This window comes from Paenibacillus sp. HGF5 (assembly GCF_000204455.1).
GTDB classification, from domain to species: Bacteria; Bacillota; Bacilli; order Paenibacillales; family Paenibacillaceae; genus Paenibacillus_AQ; species Paenibacillus_AQ lautus_A.
In genome coordinates this window covers 114,084-132,339 of record NZ_AEXS01000067.1, presented here as the reverse complement: position 1 = coordinate 132,339, position 18,256 = coordinate 114,084, and the positions used below count along the sequence as shown (strand labels likewise).

The 18,256-nt window shown below is 58.0% G+C and carries 10 protein-coding genes; 8 read left to right on the top strand and 2 right to left on the bottom strand.

Annotation, left to right across the window (positions count from 1 at the left end):
* Positions 1-213: 213 nt before the first annotated feature.
* Entirely contained in the window at positions 214-1,071 is an 858-nt protein-coding gene (locus HMPREF9412_RS11660) for a 1,4-dihydroxy-6-naphthoate synthase (protein ID WP_009591617.1), read from the bottom strand.
* Positions 1,068-1,778, bottom strand: coding sequence for a futalosine hydrolase (locus HMPREF9412_RS11655; protein ID WP_009591579.1), 711 nt, complete (start codon positions 1,776-1,778; stop codon positions 1,068-1,070). Before HMPREF9412_RS11655 ends, HMPREF9412_RS11660 begins: the two co-directional genes overlap by 4 nt.
* A gap of 189 nt (positions 1,779-1,967) precedes the next feature.
* Here HMPREF9412_RS11655 and HMPREF9412_RS11650 point away from each other — a divergent pair, with 189 nt between their 5' ends.
* The 8 genes from HMPREF9412_RS11650 (at position 1,968) to mmsB (ending at position 18,241) form a co-directional block, all read left to right on the top strand.
* A complete protein-coding gene (locus tag HMPREF9412_RS11650) occupies positions 1,968-2,558 on the top strand; it encodes a TetR/AcrR family transcriptional regulator (RefSeq protein ID WP_009591733.1) in 591 nt (196 codons plus the stop codon).
* Between the two features lie 244 nt (positions 2,559-2,802).
* Positions 2,803-3,810: a substrate-binding domain-containing protein gene (locus tag HMPREF9412_RS11645; RefSeq protein WP_009591655.1), complete on the top strand. Its 1,008-nt coding sequence runs from the start codon at positions 2,803-2,805 to the stop codon at positions 3,808-3,810.
* Entirely contained in the window at positions 3,791-5,734 is a 1,944-nt protein-coding gene (locus HMPREF9412_RS11640) for a cache domain-containing sensor histidine kinase (RefSeq protein WP_441295367.1), read from the top strand. The genes HMPREF9412_RS11645 and HMPREF9412_RS11640 overlap by 20 nt, the downstream gene beginning before the upstream one ends.
* Entirely contained in the window at positions 5,731-6,951 is a 1,221-nt protein-coding gene (locus HMPREF9412_RS11635) for a response regulator (protein ID WP_009591734.1), read from the top strand. Before HMPREF9412_RS11640 ends, HMPREF9412_RS11635 begins: the two co-directional genes overlap by 4 nt.
* Before the next feature lie 262 nt (positions 6,952-7,213).
* Complete coding sequence (locus tag HMPREF9412_RS11630) at positions 7,214-14,053, top strand: invasin domain 3-containing protein (protein WP_009591714.1); 6,840 nt, start codon at positions 7,214-7,216, stop codon at positions 14,051-14,053.
* 357 nt (positions 14,054-14,410) lie between these two features.
* Complete coding sequence (chvE, locus tag HMPREF9412_RS11625; protein WP_009591605.1) at positions 14,411-15,496, top strand: multiple monosaccharide ABC transporter substrate-binding protein; 1,086 nt, start codon at positions 14,411-14,413, stop codon at positions 15,494-15,496.
* A gap of 43 nt (positions 15,497-15,539) precedes the next feature.
* Positions 15,540-17,072 (top strand): multiple monosaccharide ABC transporter ATP-binding protein, encoded by a 1,533-nt coding sequence (gene mmsA / locus HMPREF9412_RS11620; RefSeq protein WP_009591641.1) that lies wholly within the window; start codon positions 15,540-15,542, stop codon positions 17,070-17,072.
* A gap of 2 nt (positions 17,073-17,074) precedes the next feature.
* Positions 17,075-18,241, top strand: a complete 1,167-nt coding sequence (gene mmsB, locus HMPREF9412_RS11615; RefSeq protein WP_009591707.1) for a multiple monosaccharide ABC transporter permease — start codon at positions 17,075-17,077, stop codon at positions 18,239-18,241.
* Positions 18,242-18,256: the final 15 nt, after the last annotated feature.

Sequence of the window (18,256 nt, the reverse complement as noted above, 5' to 3'; positions counted from 1 at the left end):
TGGAAAGTTCGGATGAACGATTCGCAGGCAGGAAAAAGAGGAACGCCAAAAGAGAAGCCGGACACGGTTGGTCGGGCTCATGGGCGTTCCTCTATTTTTAGAGAAATACAGTATTGACTTCGGAGGGAGCCTCCTCCTACTTTCCCAAGAAAAACTTCGGCTGCATGCAGTCGGTCTTTCGAGAGAATACGTCGTTATACGGTTATCATCCGGCTATTCCGGACGTTTCAGCAGCGCGGGATCGATCCGCGGCACGAGCCCTTCATCGGCAGCGCGGTTCAGCAGGGCGGAAATTGCTGCATAGCCGTCTTCGCCCAGCTCCGCGGTAAATGGATTGACATATAAGTCAATGTGGGCATCGGCGACGTCCGGGTCCATTTCCTGTGCGTGCCGGAGGACATAATCCCGGGATTCCCCGGGATGTTCCCAGGCGTATTCGACCGAGGAGCGGATCCAGCTCGAGATGCTGGCCAGATCCAGCGACCTGCGGGCCACGATGGCTCCCAGCGGGATCGGCAGATTCGTATCGGATTCCCACCAGCTGCCGAGATCGGTCATCAGCTTCAATCCGTAGGACGGGTAAGTGAATCGCGCTTCGTGAATGACCAGCCCGGCATCGATGGCACCGTCGCGGACAGCCGGCATGATCTGGTCAAACGGCATCACCACGATTTCGCCGAGTCCTCCGGGTACGTTTTGGGCGGCCCACAGGCGAAACAACAGATAAGCCGTGGAGCGCTCGCTCGGAACGGCTACCCGCCGGCCGGACAACGCAGCCGGACTGTCCGGGGTCTTTCCGTCCGTCAGCTTGTCCGCCGTCAGAACGAGAGGCCCGCAACCGCGGCCGAGCGCTCCCCCGCAGGGCAGCAAGGCGTATTCATCCAGCACCCAGGGCAGCGCGGCATAGGATATTTTCAAGATGTCATGTTCCCGATCCTCGGCCGCCCAATGATTGGTGATATCGATATCCGCATAGGATACATCAAGCTCGGGAGCACCGGGAATAAGACCGTGAACCCAGGCATGAAAGACAAATGTGTCGTTGGGGCAAGGGGAAAAAGCGATTTTCATCGTAGCACCTCCGGTAGTAATGAACTTGCTGTCTCAAGCGCCTGCAGCGCCTCCTTGATCTTCCATGCGCCGCGGTCCCGCGGACCGACCTGATTGGATATGGTACGGATCTCAAGCACGGGTACACCGGCTGCAGCGGCAGCGGTGGCTACGCCGAACCCTTCCATCGCTTCGGCGCAGGCGTTCGGCACCCGGCGGAGAAGGCTGGCGGCCGTCACTGCCGTTCCCGTCGCGGTGGATACGGTCAGCACGGGACCAAGGGTCACGGCGGCGCCGGCATCCTCCAAGGCCTCGACAAGCTTGCCGGCAGCGGCAGCATCGACCGGAATCCGATCCGTTCCGAAGCCGAGCTCCTGAACGCTGGTGAAGCCGTCTTCGGTTTCGGATCCAAGATCCGCCGCAAGGATGAGGTCCGCAATGACGATGGAGCCAACCTCAGCCTGACCGGCAAAACCTCCGGCGATGCCTGCGCTGACAACGAAATCGTAGGAGGCTTGCATCAGCCGGCGGGCAGTAGCGGCAGCCGTGGCCGCCGGACCGACTCCGCCCGCGATAACCTCGAATCCGGACGCATTCTTTAGCCCGCGCAACACGGCATCTTTTTCGGCATCAACCGCCGTGATGATAAGCACGCGCTTGGAGGAATGCGGGGCCGAGCTATATGACTCGATTGTATCTACCGAGTTGGATTGGGTATGTTCCTGCATGTGATTAATCTCCTTTTTGGCTGAAACGTTAAGCAACTTATCCCTTTTACGTTATAACGTTCCGGGGGCGATGTAAAGTCTTCGGTCCAGGCGGGACTCTTTATGTGTAGCAGCAACTTTCCGATATAGAGTATAATGAAGGGTAACTAGCATACATACATCATGGGTAGATTCGGAGGTTGGATAGCTTTGCGGAAGAAGGGTGCGAACGGACAAGAAAGCCGGGCAAGACTACTGATTGTTGCCGCCAATGAATTTGCGAAGTCAGGATACCATCAGACCAAGATCAGCACCATCGTTTCCCGGGCAGGATTGACGCAGCCGTCATTCTATTTGTATTTTGAGAGCAAAGAGGCGATTTTCAGGGAACTGATGGAGAAATTTCGTTCGGAGCTTAAAGGCCTGATCGAGGGAAGCCGGTTGGAGAGCGGAATCGATGAGGCTCATGTGGCCGGGCGTTTGCTTGGCGTGCTTACGGGATTGTTCACGTTTCTTGGCAAGGACCCGGATTTGACGCAAATCGGTTTTTTCATCGGGGATGATTCCGCCATCGTAAAGGCTGAAATGGCAGCCATGATTGAGCAAAATCTGAAGGGAGAGCAGCAGGACGGGTACTTTGATCGTGATTCCGACATGCACATTGTTGCGGAGTGCCTGGTCGGCGTCATCGAAAGGCTGACCTCCCAGCAGCTGCTGACAGGCAAGCGGACTCCTGAGGATCTTGCGCGTCACGTGGTGAGTTTATTTATGCACGGCATTAGCATCTATCCGGCTAAGTGAGCAGCACGGGCAACCCAAACCTCGTTCCTGCAGGAACGAAATGCAGATGCTTAAAATCATAGAAACAGGCTGTGAACATGGTTAAGGGGAACCTGGAACAGCCTGTTTTTTGCTGTTGTACGCTGCCAAATTCTAGAAAGCGTTTGATCTTTTTCAGAGAATTGCAGTATATTCATTATACGATATGTAACCGGTTGCAACTGGTGGATGGCACACGAAGGATCAAGAATCGGGGGACTCATTCATGAAGAAGATGATGCTGGTGTACGGCGCCCTTATATTGGCTTTTCTCACCTATGTGTTCATGTACAGGCTGGAAGACAAGCGCTCCTCGGCCTGGGAGGAAGGCGGGCTGCACGGCAGCATGGGCGAGAATTACGTTATGGTCACATTTCAATCCGGGATGGAATATTGGAAAAATATATTGAAGGGCTTCGAGGATGGAGGGGATGCGCTCGGCGTAACCGTCGATTATCGCGGGTCCACGCAATATGACGTGGAGGAACAGATTACCGTTCTGGAGCAGGTCATCGCGAAGCGTCCGGCCGGCATCGCCTTGTCGGCCATCGATTCGAAGGCGCTGACGTCTACGATCAACAAGGCCGTGGATGCCGGGATTCCGGTCGTCCTGTTCGATGCGGATGCACCTGACAGCAAGGCGTATTCTTTTCTTGCAACCAATAATTACAACGCAGGGGTTGCGGCCGCGGACAAGATGGCGCAGCTTCTCGGCAGGGAAGGGGAAATCGGAATTGTGACCCAGCCCGGGCAGCAGAACCATGACGACCGCTCGGAAGGCTTCAGGGACACGTTGGCGCAGAGATATCCTTCCATGTCCGTGGTGGAGGTCAGGGAAGGGAAAGGGGACACTCTCGTAGCCAAAGAGGCTGCCGCGGATATGCTGGGCAAGCACCCGGATCTCAAGGGGATTTTCGTGACGGAGGCCAGCGGCGGAATGGGCGTGGCGGATGCCGTTATCGGCGCTGGTAAGGCGGGCCGGGTGACCATCATTGGATTCGATACGAACAAAGGGACGCTGGACCGGATTTCCGACGGAACCATCGCGGCAACGATCGCTCAGGGGACGTGGAATATGGGCTACTGGTCCCTGCAGTATTTATTTCACCTGCATCACGGACTTACCGTACCGGCCCCGACGCTCGGCAATGATGTATCCCCGCTTCCCGTGAGGGTGGACACCGGGATCTCGATTGTGACCCGAGAGAATGTGAATGATTATTATGCGAAATAGCAGAGTGGAATCCTGGCGCGAGGGCTTTTCGCATTGGCTGCGGTTCGGGGATTTGCCGCTGAGGTACAAGCTGGTCATCCTGTTCCTCATGGTTGGAATCCTGCCCTCCATCGCCCTTGGCGTTCTTGTCAATTGGACGGTAAACCGCATTGTGGACCAGCAGGTAACCTCGAATACCATTCAACTGATCGGAAAGGTCAACCAAACCTTGGACAGTGATATGGAGAATCTTCAGAACATTACGTATTTGATCGGCTTTGATCCTCGCACGGAACGGTTTCTGCAAGGGGACATTCAAGGCGATAAGCCGGCGGCAGGAGCCGATATTCCTGCGGGAACCTACATCCCGCAAACGTCCTTGGTCAAGCAGGATAATGAGGAGAATTACGAGATTAAGCGGTACCTTCAAGGCTTCACGACGCTGTATCCGGAAATCGCCTCCATTCTTCTGGTCAATCGCGAAGGAGCCTATATCAGTAACGAAATGTATGCACGAAGTCCGGCGAGTTTGACGGAGGAAGAATGGTACCGCGAGGCTGCTTTAAACGAAGGGATCTTTACCGTGCTCGGCCATCCGGCAGACCGTAACGTCACCACCCATGTTCATTACGGCAACGAGGAGCTGGTGTCGGTCGTACGCTCGTTTGTGGATCCGGATACGAGGGAAGTGACCGGCGCGGTATTGATCGATTTGAAGCTGCGGGCGGTCGCTAGGACGGTCCGGGATGTGACGCTCGGAAAAAGCGGTTATTTGATGGTGGCAGAGGCTGGCGGCTCCAGCATTTATACCCCGGAGGATTCCATCATTCCGTCCATTCCGCCTTCGTGGTTTCCCGAAGAGGACAGCGGCGCTTTGATTCGCGAGGTGAACGGGGAACGGCTGCAACTGATATACGGCACCTCCTCCTTTACCGGCTGGCGGACGATCGGCGTATTTCCAACCAGCGAATCGGTCTATGAGGTGCGGGAGATTCGTTTTTATATGATCTGTTTCTTGTTTGTGGTGTGCTTGTTTGGGGTAACGGCGTCTTACACGCTTTCGCAGTCCATATCCAGGCCGATCTGGCAGCTTATGTCCTTCATGCAAAAAGCCGAATCCGGGGATTTGACGATCCGCTACTGGGGAAACCGGCAGGATGAGGTGGGCATGCTTGGCCGCAGCTTTAACCGCATGCTCCAGCAGATCCGCAAGCTGATGAAGCTGAGCGAGCTGCGGGAGAGGCAGAAGCGCGAGGCGGAGCTGCGCAGCCTGCAGGCGCATATTAAGCCGCATTTTCTGTACAACACGCTGGATACGATTCATTGGATGGCTCGCAAGAAAGGGGCGGACGATGTATCGGATCTGGTAGAGTCCTTATCGCGGCTGTTTCGGGTCGGGCTCAGCAAAGGCGATGATATCATTCCCATGTCCGACGAATGGACGCATATCAGCAGTTACCTGCAAATCCAGAAGACGCGTTACCGCGACAGGCTGCAGGTTGAGATGGAGCTTTCGCCTGAAGCCGAGAGACTGTACGTCCTGAAGCTGATTCTCCAGCCGATGGTAGAGAACGCGATATATCACGGAATTAAGGCCCGAAGAGGCCCGGGGCGAATCTGGATCCAAGCGGATGTTGAGGAAAATGTGCTGGTGCTTGCCGTACGGGACGACGGAGCAGGAATGCCGAAGGAACGGCTGGAGGCGCTTCGCAGGCAGCTTTCCGATCCGGTAACGGCCATGGAGGCGACCCCGGTAGAAGGGCCGGGAGGAAGCCGCAGCTACGGCATGCTGAATGTGCAGGCCCGTATCAAGCTAACGTTCGGGGAGACGTACGGAATCACGATTGACAGTATAGAGAACGAGGGAACCACGGTACGGATTACGCATCCACTGCTGCATGCCGTTCCTTCGTCCTCCGATCATGATGGGAGAGACTCACGATGAAGAAAGCGTATCAAGTCTTGATTGCCGACGATGAGCCGATTATCCGCGAAGGGATTCGGGATGCGGTCGACTGGGGGGCACTCGGCATGGAAGTGGCTGCCGAAGCGGAGGATGGCGAGGAAGCGCTGGAGCTTGCGCTCAGCCAGCCGATTGACATTATGCTGGTCGATATGAATATGCCGTTCCTGGACGGCATCGGGCTCATGAAGCGAATGAAGGAAGAACGCCCCGCATGCCGGTTCGTCATTATTACCGGCCATGACGAATTTGCTTATGCGCAGGAAGCGATCCGGCTTGGCGTTAAGGATTATATATTGAAGCCGGTAAATGCGGAGCACCTGATCCAGGTGCTCGGGAGCGTTCGGGATGAGCTGAACGACCATCAAATCCAGGAAAGCTACCTGAAGAAGGCGTCGGAGCAAATCGAGAAGAACATTCCGCTGCTGCGGGAACGGTTCTGCCTCGAATGGATGCATGGCCTGCTGGATGAGGAGGAGGCGATCGAGCAGCTGGAGTTCCTGGGACTGCCGCCTTGCCGTCCCACCCGGATCGGCATTGCCAGATGGCCGGAGATGACGGCTCCGCAGCCGTTGATGAAGGAAAGCGACCGCCAGCTGTATCTGTTCGCGATGGAAAATATAATCGCCGAGCTGTTTCATCCCGCACCCTGCGTTTTATTCCGGGACCATACCGGCTGGATCGGCATTTGCTGCTGGGGAGAAGCGGATATAGAGATTGCGGCCGATGCCGAGCAGTTGATCCAGAAGTACTTGAAGCTGGCCGTGAATGTACATCTGGAGCCGGTTTCGGAAGGGGCGGACGGCGGCGCGGTTGCGGCCGCCTACGAGGCTTGCCGGGAAGGGGTATTCAAGGAGGCGCAGCTGTCTCCGCTGGTACGGCGTGCCCGGCAGCTCATCCAGGAACAGTATGCCGTTCGGGAGCTGACGCTGGAATCTTTCGCCCAGGCCCTGCAGGTATCGCCGGTCTATCTGAGCCGGACGCTAAAGAAAGAGCTGGGCACGTCCTTTATCACGCTCATGACCCAGACGAGGATTCAGAAAGCGATCCAGCTGCTCAACGCCACCGAGCTGAGCATCCTGGACATCGCGGAGAGGGTGGGGTATGACAGCCAGCATTATTTCAGCACGGCCTTTAAGAAGGTGATGGGGGTGTCGCCGAACCGGTACCGCAAAGGGGCGGCGGTTCTGGAAGAATAGACGATACGAAGAGCGGAGCCCACGGTAGGTAGCGATAAGAAGCGGTGATTGCGTTCCATGGCAATCCCCGCTTTTTTTCTTGCAATCCGAGGGGACTCATCCGAGATAAATTTTTTGTCGAATCGTTAACGTTTGTTAATTATTATTGACATCCTTTTTTGCTAGAATGCGGTCAGGACCGTGGAATCATGGACAACATGCACCAGAGTTTCGATTCCTTGCTATATTTACTTACTATTTATTACAAGAAGGGGAGATTCCATTGCGCAGATTGAAAAAAATCGCGATGCTTGTGCTCGCATTCCTGATGATCGTGCCTAATCTGCCGCAGCCGGCACATGCCGCATCCGCGGCGCCCGCCGGCATCAAAGGAATCGGAGCGGGATACCTTCATTCCTTGCTGATTGCCGGAGACGGCACGGTTTGGACGATGGGGGACAACAGTGCGGGAGCACTGGGCAACGGCACAACGGCAAAGTCGTTTCGGCCCGTTCCGGTGACCAAATTCGACGGTACGCCCCTGGGAAACGCGAAGTTCGTCACGGGCGGAGGCTATTTCTCGGTCGCGCTGCTGAACGACGGTACGGTATGGGCCTGGGGCAGGGGAACCTATGGACAGCTGGGGAACGGTGCATCGGATGACCGGCATCGTGCCGTCCAGGTGACGGAGTCCGGCGGGGGGCCGCTAACGAGTGTACGCAGCATCGCCGCGGCTTACGACCATGTTCTGGCCATCAAGGAAGACGGATCGGCTTGGGGATGGGGTTCCAATTCAAGCGACATGCTTACCGATTATTATGACATCAGCAACCCCCGAGCCGTACGCATCAAGGCGTCAAGCGGATCCTATCTCAACGATGTGAAGGCCGTAGGGGCAGGCGATTACCATTCCGTAGCGCTGCTGAACGACGGCACGGTATGGGCCTGGGGCTTCGGAGGCTTTGGAGGGTTGGGCAGCGGGTCAACGGCCGACTCCGTGTATCCGGTACAGGTGATCGATTCCTCCGGACAGCCGTTAACCGGCATAGCCGATATCCAAGGCAGTCGATTTGGCGGCATGGCTCTGAAGGGAGACGGCACCGTTTGGGCTTGGGGATACAATGAGAATTTCAACTTGGGCAACCCGGGGCTGACTTCTTCCAACACGGCGATTCAGGTTCAGCAGACGGGTTCCGGACCGCTTACGGACGTGGTCCGGATATCTGGCGGCGGCCGCTTGAGCATGGCTCTGAAAAGCGACGGAACCTTGTGGTGGTGGGGCATGCAAAACCGGAACCTCCAAGTCGCGACAAAACTGCTCGGCGACGCAGGTCAATTGGCTGCGGGTGACAATCATGCCCTTGCGATTAAAGCGGACGGTACCGTATGGGGCGCGGGCTGGACCAGCAAGGGAGAACTGGGCATATCGGATGCCAGCCCTTTGGTATATTACACGTCTGCGCTGCAAGTATATCCGGCCCGGACGCAAATCAGCGCCAGTCCCGCTTCCATCGACGCGGACGGGACCAGCAAGACGATGGTCACCGTAACGCTCAAGGAAGGAAGCAATTATAACATCGGCAGGAGCGAAGGGAACGTTCAGCTTAGCACGACAGCGGGCGCGCTCGGTCCGGTTACCGATCACGGGGACGGGACGTATACGGCTGAACTGACGTCGTCCAAGACGACCGGAACCGCAACGATTACGGGCATCATTAACGGTTATCCCATGAGCGCAAGCGGCACGGTAAAGTTCAATCCGCTTGGCGCTTCGGCCGTCACTTCAACGGTCACCGCGAGCCCGGCATCGATTCCGGCGGACGGCAGCAGTGTCTCCACCGTGACGGTGCAGCTGAAGGATAGCAATGGAAATCCGTTGACGGCGAGCGGCGGCGCCGTGCAAATGAAGACGACCGCCGGTACGCTGTCCGGCGTGACGGACCGGAAGAACGGGACGTACACGGCACAGCTGAAAGCGCCCGTTTCCGTCGGTACGGCAACCGTAACGGCGGAGCTGGGCGGAACGCCGATCGCGCAGAAGGCAACGGTCACATTCGTCCCGGGAGCCGCATCGGCTTCGGCATCCACGATCAACCTGGGGCAGAACACGCTCACGGCTGGAAGCGGAAGCACGGCGGTGACCGTCCGCTTAAAGGATGCGCACGGTAATCCGCTGGTGTCCGGAGGCGACACGGTAACGATCCAGTCCTCGCACGGCACGGCCGGGAGGGTAACCGACCATGGGGACGGGACCTATACAGCTGTGCTGACGGCAGGCACGGCTGCCGGCAGCGGAACCGTCAGTGCCGCGGTGAACGGGGCGGCGATGCAGCAGAAGGCCGCGATTCAGATTCTTCCCGCGGGAGCGTCTACGCAAACCTCGGAGCTGTCGGCGGCTCCCGTCTCGATCGTTGCGGACGGCAGCAGTAAAACGATGCTGACGGTACGGCTCCGGGATGCCTACGGTAACGCGTTGACGGCTTCCGCAGGTACCGTGTCCATGAGCACAAGCGGCGGCACCATCGCGGCCGTGTCCGACAAAGGCAACGGAACCTATACCGCAACGCTGACCTCGGCCTCCACGACCGGCACCGCTGAAGTATCGGCCAGATTGAACGGTTCATTGATCAAACAAACGGCCGTGGTCTCGTTCGTCCCGGGGGCCGCCTCCGCGGACAAGTCCAGCCTAGCCTCTGCTTCAGGCAGTCTCCAGGCCGGATCGGGGACCACGACGTTAACCGTAAAATTGAAGGATGCGCGAGGCAATGATCTCGTGACTGGCGGCGATGCCGTGACGATGCAGGCCAGCATCGGCTCGATCGGTTCCGTTGCGGATCAAGGCAACGGAACGTATACCGCGACGCTGACGGCGCCGACGGCAACGGGCATGTCGGTTGTATCGGCATCGGTTAATGGCGTGAGGCTCGCGCAAACGACGAACGTAAGCATCGTGCCCGGCCCCGTGTCTCTGTCGGCCTCCACGATCAGCGCCGCGAACGCAAGCGTTCCGGCTAACGGAACCGGCACGACCAGGGTTACCGTGGAGCTGAAGGATACGCATGGCAATCGTTTGACTGCTTCGGGCGGTACCGTAACCTTGTCGGCTACTGCAGGCAGCCTGAGTGCGGTAACGGATCACGGCGACGGGACGTACAGCGCGACCTGGACGGCGCCGACGACCGCAGGAACCGCAACGGTGTCGGGTTCTGTCAACGGCTCGGCACTTGCCGGCAAGGCAAGCCTGAACTTCGTTGCGGGGGCGGCATCGCCGTCAGCGACGAGCTTGTCGATCAACCCGGCCTCGATTACGGCTGACGGAGTCAGTACGGCTTTCATTACGGTCCAAGCAAAGGATGCCTACGGCAACCCGGTGACGCAAGGTGGGGACGCGGTATCCGTCGAAACAAGCGGAGGCACGCTCTCCGCCGTCATGGACCCCGGTAACGGTACTTATACGGCTACCGTTAAGGCGCCGACGACTGCCGGCAAGGCCGTCGTCCGGGCTGAGCTGAACGGCAAGACCGTCACGCAGACGGCGGACATCGTGTATGTTCCGGGCGCCGCTTCCCCGGCAACATCGCTCCTCACAGCGGGGGCGTCCGCTCTACCGGCTGACGGGTCAAGCACAACGGCGCTGACCGTGCAGCTGAAGGACGTCTACGGCAACAACCTGACGTCCGGTGGCGACAGGGTGAGCCTGAGCGCGACGGCCGGCTCGGTCGGGGCGGTAACGGATCATGGCGACGGCACTTACTCGGCCGTGCTTACGGCACCGACGGTTGCCGGTCCGGCAACGATCACCGCGACGGTAAACGGTGCGAAGCTATTGCAGACCGCGTCCGTTGACTTTCAAACCGGAGCGGCTTCGGCGCGCGAATCGCTGCTGACGGCAGCATCCCCGGCGATGCCGGCTGATGGCGCCAGCACAACAACCGTGACGCTGCAGCTGAAGGATGCCTTCGGCAACGAATTGAAGACGGGCGGTGATGCGGTTGTGTTAACCACGACGGCCGGAACGTTAGGCAGCGTTCAAGACCATGGCGACGGCACGTATTCAGCCATGCTGACGGCTGGTACGGTTTCCGGTTCAGCCGTCGTATCGGGTGCCGTAAACGGCGTGCCGTTGGAGCACCCCGTATCGGTGGATCTTCTCGCCGGGGCGGCATCCGCGGCCGAATCGATTATCGAGACGGACAGCAAAGCAATCACCGTGGGCGGCAGCACGTCAACGGTTGTCACGATTCGGCTGAAGGATGCCTTCGGCAATGCGTTGACCGCAGGGGGCGACAAGGTCCTGCTGCAGACGACGTCCGGAACGCTGGGTCTGATGACGGATCATCATGACGGTACGTACACGTCCATATTGACGGCTGGCACGGCGGCAGGCGAGGCCGTCATCACGGGAAGAGTCAACGATGTGCCGCTGGTGCACACGGCGTCGGTGCAGTTCATGCCTGGCCCGGCTTCAGCGGACCAAACGATATTGTCAGCCGACCGGGCAGTCGTTACCGCTGACGGGCTAAGCCGTTCAAACGTGACGGTACAGCTGAAGGACACTTACGGAAACGAGCTCCGCTCCGATGCCGGACCGCTCCAGCTTAAGCTGGCGTCGACGCTTGGCCTGCTGACGGAGCCGAAGTACGAAGCGGATGGCCGTTACACGGCCGGCGTTGCATCGAATAGGGCCGGAACAGCCGTCATTACCGGAACCTTGGACGGCATTCGGATCGCCTCGGCAGTGACGGTATCCTTCGAGCCGGGGGAGCCTTCTGCGCTTCGCTCGACGGTCGATACGGACCGGACCGGGCTGACAGCCGACGGCATGCAGTCCGCGCGGATTACGGTGCAGCTGAAGGACGCCGCGGGCAATACGATTCCGGATGACGGCGGGCCCGCGGACATTCGGATTCATTCCTCGATCGGCACCGTTTCCGGGGCCGTATACGAGGCCGAGGGGCGGTACACGGCCTCGCTTATCTCCACCGAGGCCGGCATCGCCATCATTACGGCATCCGTGGAGAATAGCGAGCTCGCAGACACGGCTAAGGTCGAATTTCTGCCGGGTCCCGCTTCGGCCGCTGCATCGGAGCTTTCAGCCGACAGCGGGGCAATCCCGGCCAACGGCTCCGCTGCCTCGACGATTACCATCTCGGTGAGGGATGCCTTTGGCAACAACACGGGGAGCGGGGCCGATATTCGGCTTGAGACTACGCTCGGCACCGTGACGGAAGCCACGTACCGCGAGAACGGCGTGTATACGGCGGAAGTCCGTTCAACCGAGCCGGGAGTGGCCGACATTCACGCCAGGATCGGCGGCGAGCCGATTCGGGATGGCGTGCAGGTGACCTTTGCCGACGGCATATGGTTTACGCCGCCCTCGTACCGCCTTCAAATCGGCGAATCGGTGCGCACGGTCGTCGAGGTGACTTACGGGGATGCTACCTCGGACGTAACGGCAGATGCCCGCTTCCAATATGATGATGGGCTGATCCGGGTGGTGCGGGCCGAGGACGGTTACTGGTATGTCACAGGTCTTCGTACCGGGCGTACCGTCATGCAGGCCGTCTATGAGGCTGATGCCGGCAGGCTGACAGCCGCCGCCCCCGTCACGGTTTATGCCGTGCCGACCGGATTGACGCTGGATGCTTCCCGGTATGAAGTGAGGGAGGGCGAATATCGCCAGATCCGGGTAACTGCACATTACTCGGACGGCACCTCCTCCGATGTGACCACGGAAGCTGCATACCGTCTTGCAGACAGGGGCTATGCATCCCTGAATGCAGCGGGCCGGCTGTACGGCATCCGGTCAGGGAAAACGTCCATGACCGTGACCTATGAAGGTTTAAGCACCACAGCCGAGGTTGCCGTTTTGCCGCCGGTTCACTCAGGTGACCCTGGTTCCGGCGGAAGCCCGGGCAACGCCGTCGGCATGCCGGACGATGCCGGCGGGGTGAAACCGCCCGCAGGGGAAAATCGCGGACTCCCCGTCGATCTGGTGCTCGACGGGGAATTCGGCCAGACGATCACGCTCGAGCACGAACAGCTGAGTTCAGGCCGCATCGTGATTGAAACGAGGGGCGGAACGAACGAATGGTCGCTGCTCATGAAGCCTGCCGTCGTGGAACGGCTGCGGGAGCTTGTCAGCGGCGCGGTGATGGAGTGGCGCACGCCGCAGGGCGTATTTGTCTTCTCACTGGCTGAGCTGGGCGAGCTGCCATCGGATTTATCTGCGGCTTTCATCGGGCTCACGATCAGAACGGCCGATGACGAGACGGAGACGAGGCTCGGGGAGCTCTCGCGGAAAACGGGAGCGAGTATGCGGCTTAAGCCGTTCTCCGTGTCGCTGAACGCATGGAAGCCGGACGGAACGGCACAGCCGCTGGCAGATGGCCGATTATCCGCAACCTTCGCGCCTTCAGAGCGAATGCTGGCCGACGGCCGGTATTTGACGGCGGCTTACCTCGATGAAGCCGCCGGACAATGGAAGCACGTTCCGGCCCGTTTCGCTTCGGCCGAAAATGCCCTTCTCACTTTGAAGGCATCGGGAACCTATACCGTTCTGGAGAGCCGCCGCGCATTCACCGACATGAGCGGGCATTGGGCTAAAGCCGACGCCGAACTGCTCGCGAACAAGCTCATCGTGCAGGGGACGGAGGGCGGCCGTTTTGAACCCGGCCGCTCCATCACGCGGGCGGAGCTTGCTGCCATGCTGGTCAGGATGCTGGGGATCCATCCGAGCGGAGCAGCCGCGGTTCCTGCTTCGTTCAACGACGTGGCGGGCCGATGGTTTGCAGCCGACGTTCAAGCCGCCTATAAGGCGGAATTGATCCAAGGGTATGCGGACGGCAGCTTCCGCCCAGACGCGGCCGTGACCCGGCAGGAAATGATCGTTATGATCGCAAGGGCGATGGAAGCGGCGGGACTTGGCAAGGAGACCGAGGGAGCGCCGGTGCAATATGCCGACGATGACAAGCTTGCATCATGGGCTCGCGGGGCAGTCGATCAGCTTTCGCAGGCAGGACTGTTGACGGGCGACCAAGCGAGCAGGCTGGCGCCGGAGCGGGCGGCTACCCGCGCGGAAACGGCGGCCATCCTGGCAAGAATGCTGCAATCGGGCATGTGATCGCAATAGGGTCGGCGGGCGTTAGTGCCCGCCGGCCTTTTTATTTCCATGGACGCATGGAAAGAGAACATCTGGTTGCGGTCGGATATACGCTGCAGCATGGAGAGAGCCTCCGGTTCGTTGGTATACAACAAACCGGAGGCTCTTTTTGATGACGATAAAGTCGTTCGGACCGGTTCCCATTGTGCACATCTCGCAAGAATGCCGAACAACAAAAGTATGAAAATTATAAAAAAGGTTGTTTTCGTGGAAAGACCCCTCCACCCGAACGGAGGTATCCTTTTTAGTACAGAGAGGCTTTTCGAACCTTCGGTTGTAAGCGCTCTCGATTTCATTTTTCGGAAAGGGGAACTACCGATGAAGAGAGGATTGCCAGGATTGCTGATCGCGGTGCTGCTCTTGGCCCTGACGGCCTGCAACCTCGCCGAAAGCCAAACCGGCGATGCAAAGAAGGGTTACGTCGGCCTTGCGATGCCCACCAAATCATCCGAACGCTGGGTGGCTGACGGGAAGAACATGGAGCGGCTGTTTCAGGAAAAAGGGTACAAAACCGACCTTCAATTCGCCGAAGACGTGATTGAAAACCAGATTTCCCAAATCGAGAACATGATTACGAAAGGGGTCGACGTGATCGTGATCGCTTCGATCGACGGCAATACGCTGACCGACGTGATCAAGAAGGCCCATGATCAGGGAATCAAGGTCATCGCCTACGACCGGTTGATCCGCAACACCGAGCATTTGAGTTATTATGCCACCTTCGACAATTTCCAGGTCGGCGTTCAGCAGGCCTCCTATATTGAAGAGAAGCTTGGCCTGAAGGAAGGGAAGGGGCCGTTCAATATCGAGCTGTTCGGCGGATCGCCGGACGATAACAATGCTTACTTCTTCTATGACGGCGCGATGTCCGTGCTCAAGCCTTACATGGATTCGGGCAAGCTCGTCGTTCGGAGCAAACAGACCACCATGGCCCAGATTGCGACCCTGCGCTGGGACGGCGCCCTGGCGCAGTCGCGGATGGATAACCTGATCAGCGCCAACTATTCCAGCGAGAATCTGGATGCGGTGCTGTCGCCCTACGACGGGATCAGCATCGGCATCATCTCCTCGCTCAAAGGCGTAGGCTACGGGACGGCCGGCAAGCCGCTGCCAATCATCACGGGTCAGGATGCGGAGCTTGCTTCCATTAAGTCGATCGTGGCCGGTGAGCAAACCCAGACGGTGTTCAAGGACACGCGCCAGCTCGCCGAGCAGGCGGTGAAGATGGCGGAGAGCGTGCTGAAGGGAGAAGAGGCCGAGGTGAACGATACGGAATCGTACGACAACGGCATCAAAGTCGTGCCTGCCTATTTGCTTCCCCCTGTATCCGTTGATGCTTCCAACGTGGAGAAAGAGGTTGTGGAGACGGGCTACTATTCCAAGGAAGAAGTCGGATTGAAATAGTCTTTAGGCAAGCGAATACGAAAGGATAGGAAGGTGAAGCCAGATGTCAGAGTACATTCTTGAAATGCGGAACATTACGAAAGCGTTTCCCGGGGTAAAGGCGCTGAACCAGGTAAATCTGAAGGTTCGCGAAGGAGAGATCCACTCCCTGTGCGGGGAGAACGGAGCAGGCAAATCCACGCTGATGAAAGTGCTGAGCGGCGTGTATCCTTACGGCAGCTATGAGGGAGATATTCTGTTCAAAGGCAGCGTCTGTGAATTTAAAAACATCAAGCAAAGCGAAGACCTGGGCATCGTCATCATCCATCAGGAGCTTGCGCTGATTCCTTATTTGTCGATTGCCGAGAACATCTACTTGGGGAACGAGCGCGCCGAGAAGGGCATCATGAACTGGAACGAGACGATGATGGGGGCCAAAGAGCTGCTGGATAAGGTGGGGCTCAGCGAGAACCCGAATACGCAGGTGGGCAGCATCGGCGTCGGTAAGCAGCAGTTGGTCGAAATTGCGAAGGCCTTATCCAAGAAGGTGAAGCTGCTTATTCTGGACGAGCCGACGGCGGCGCTCAACGAGGACGACAGCGAGAATTTGCTTGCGCTGATGCTGGAATTCAAGAAGCAGGGAATCTCCTGCATCCTGATCTCCCATAAATTAAACGAGGTGTCGAAGGTATCGGATTCCATTACGATTCTGCGCGACGGCCAGACCATTGAAACGCTGGATATGAGAGGCGGCGAGGTGAACGAGGACCGGATCATCCGCGGCATGGTCGGGCGGGATTTGACGAAGCGCTATCCGGAGCGGAGCCCGAAGATCGGGGAGGTCATCCTGGAGGTTAAGGATTGGACGGTATATCACGAGCAGCAAGCAGGCCGAAAAGTGATTGACAATGTGAGCATGAATATCCGCCGGGGGGAGGTCGTGGGGATTGCCGGGCTGATGGGATCCGGCCGGACCGAGCTTGCGATGAGTATTTTCGGCAGGGCTTACGGCCGGAACATCACGGGTACGCTTCGGAAAGACGGCAGGGAAATCCGGAATCAGTCCATCAACGAGGCGATTGAAAACGGCTTTGCTTACGTGACCGAGGACCGGAAGGAATACGGGCTGATCCTCATGGACGATATCAAACGCAACATCTCGCTGACCGGACTGTCCAAGCTGGCAAAGAAGATGGTCATTGACGATCGGGAAGAAATCCTCGTGGCGGAAGACATGCGGAAGAAGCTCAAGATCAAAACGCCGAACATTCTCCAGAAGACGGGGAACCTCAGCGGGGGGAATCAACAGAAGGTTGTGCTGAGTAAATGGATCTATGCCGAGCCCGACATCCTGATTCTGGATGAGCCGACGCGGGGGATTGACGTCGGGGCCAAATACGAAATCTACGCGATCATCAACCAGCTGGCGGATGAGGGGAAGGCGGTGCTTGTCATTTCCTCGGAGCTGCCTGAAATTTTAGGGATCTGCGACCGGATTTATGTCATGAGCGCGGGACGGATGACCGGAGAAGTTGGCAGAGAGCAGGCTTCGCAGGAAACCTTGATGAGATACATGACCAAGAATGGAGGGGCTTAAGCATGGAGACGCTCAAAAAAATGTTTAAAAACAACATCCGCCAATACGGGATGATCATCGCCCTTGTTGTCATTATGATTTTTTTCCAAATCATTACGGGAGGGCTGCTGCTGGAGCCGATCAACATCACGAACCTGATTCTCCAAAACAGCTATATTCTCGTACTGGCCATCGGCATGGTGCTTGTCATCATTACGGGTCATATAGATTTGTCGGTCGGTTCGGTAGCCGCCTTCGTCGGCGCCGTTGCTGCAATCATGATGGTTGATATGCAGCTGCATCCGGTCATTGCCGTCATCGTATCCTTGATCGTCGGCGGTCTGATCGGAGCATGGCAGGGATTCTGGGTGGCTTACGTGAGGATACCGGCCTTTATCGTAACCCTGGCCGGCATGCTCCTGTTCCGCGGCCTGACGATGATTGTGCTGGAGGGCCAATCCATTGCGCCGTTTCCGGGCGGCTTCCAGAAGCTGAGCTCCGGCTTCATTCCGGACTTCGGCAATACCGGCACCAATCTGATCGCGATTCTGGCCGGCATCATCTTTACGGTTATTTTCCTGATCAATGAGCTGCGGGAACGAAAAGCCCACAAAAAATACAACTTCGACGTTCTGCCAAGCGGCTTGTTCCTCCTGAAGCTGGTGCTCATCGCGGCCGTGATCAATGCCTTTACGTTCATGCTGGCTAGTTACGCCGGCCTGCCGAACATTCTGATTCTGCTGCTGGTGCTCATTATCATCTATTCCTTCGTGATGAACAAAACCGTGATGGGCCGTCATATTTATGCGCTTGGCGGCAACGAAAAGGCGGCGGCGCTGTCCGGCGTGAAAACCAAGAAGGTCACGTTCTGGGTATTCGTCAATATGGGCGTCATGGCCGCCATCTCCGGTTTGATTTTTGCCGCCCGCTTGAACGCGGCGACGCCGAGAGCCGGTACGAACTTCGAGCTGGATGCCATCGCGGCGAGCTTCATCGGCGGCGCTTCGGCCACCGGCGGGATCGGGACGGTCTTCGGCGCGATCATTGGCGGTCTCGTCATGGGCGTCCTCAATAACGGGATGTCGCTCGTAGGTCTCGGCATCGACTGGCAGCAAGGCATTAAGGGCCTGGTTCTCCTCGCGGCGGTAGCCTTCGACATTTACAATAAGAAGAAGAGCAGTGCCGCTTAATCTATACGGTGGCGT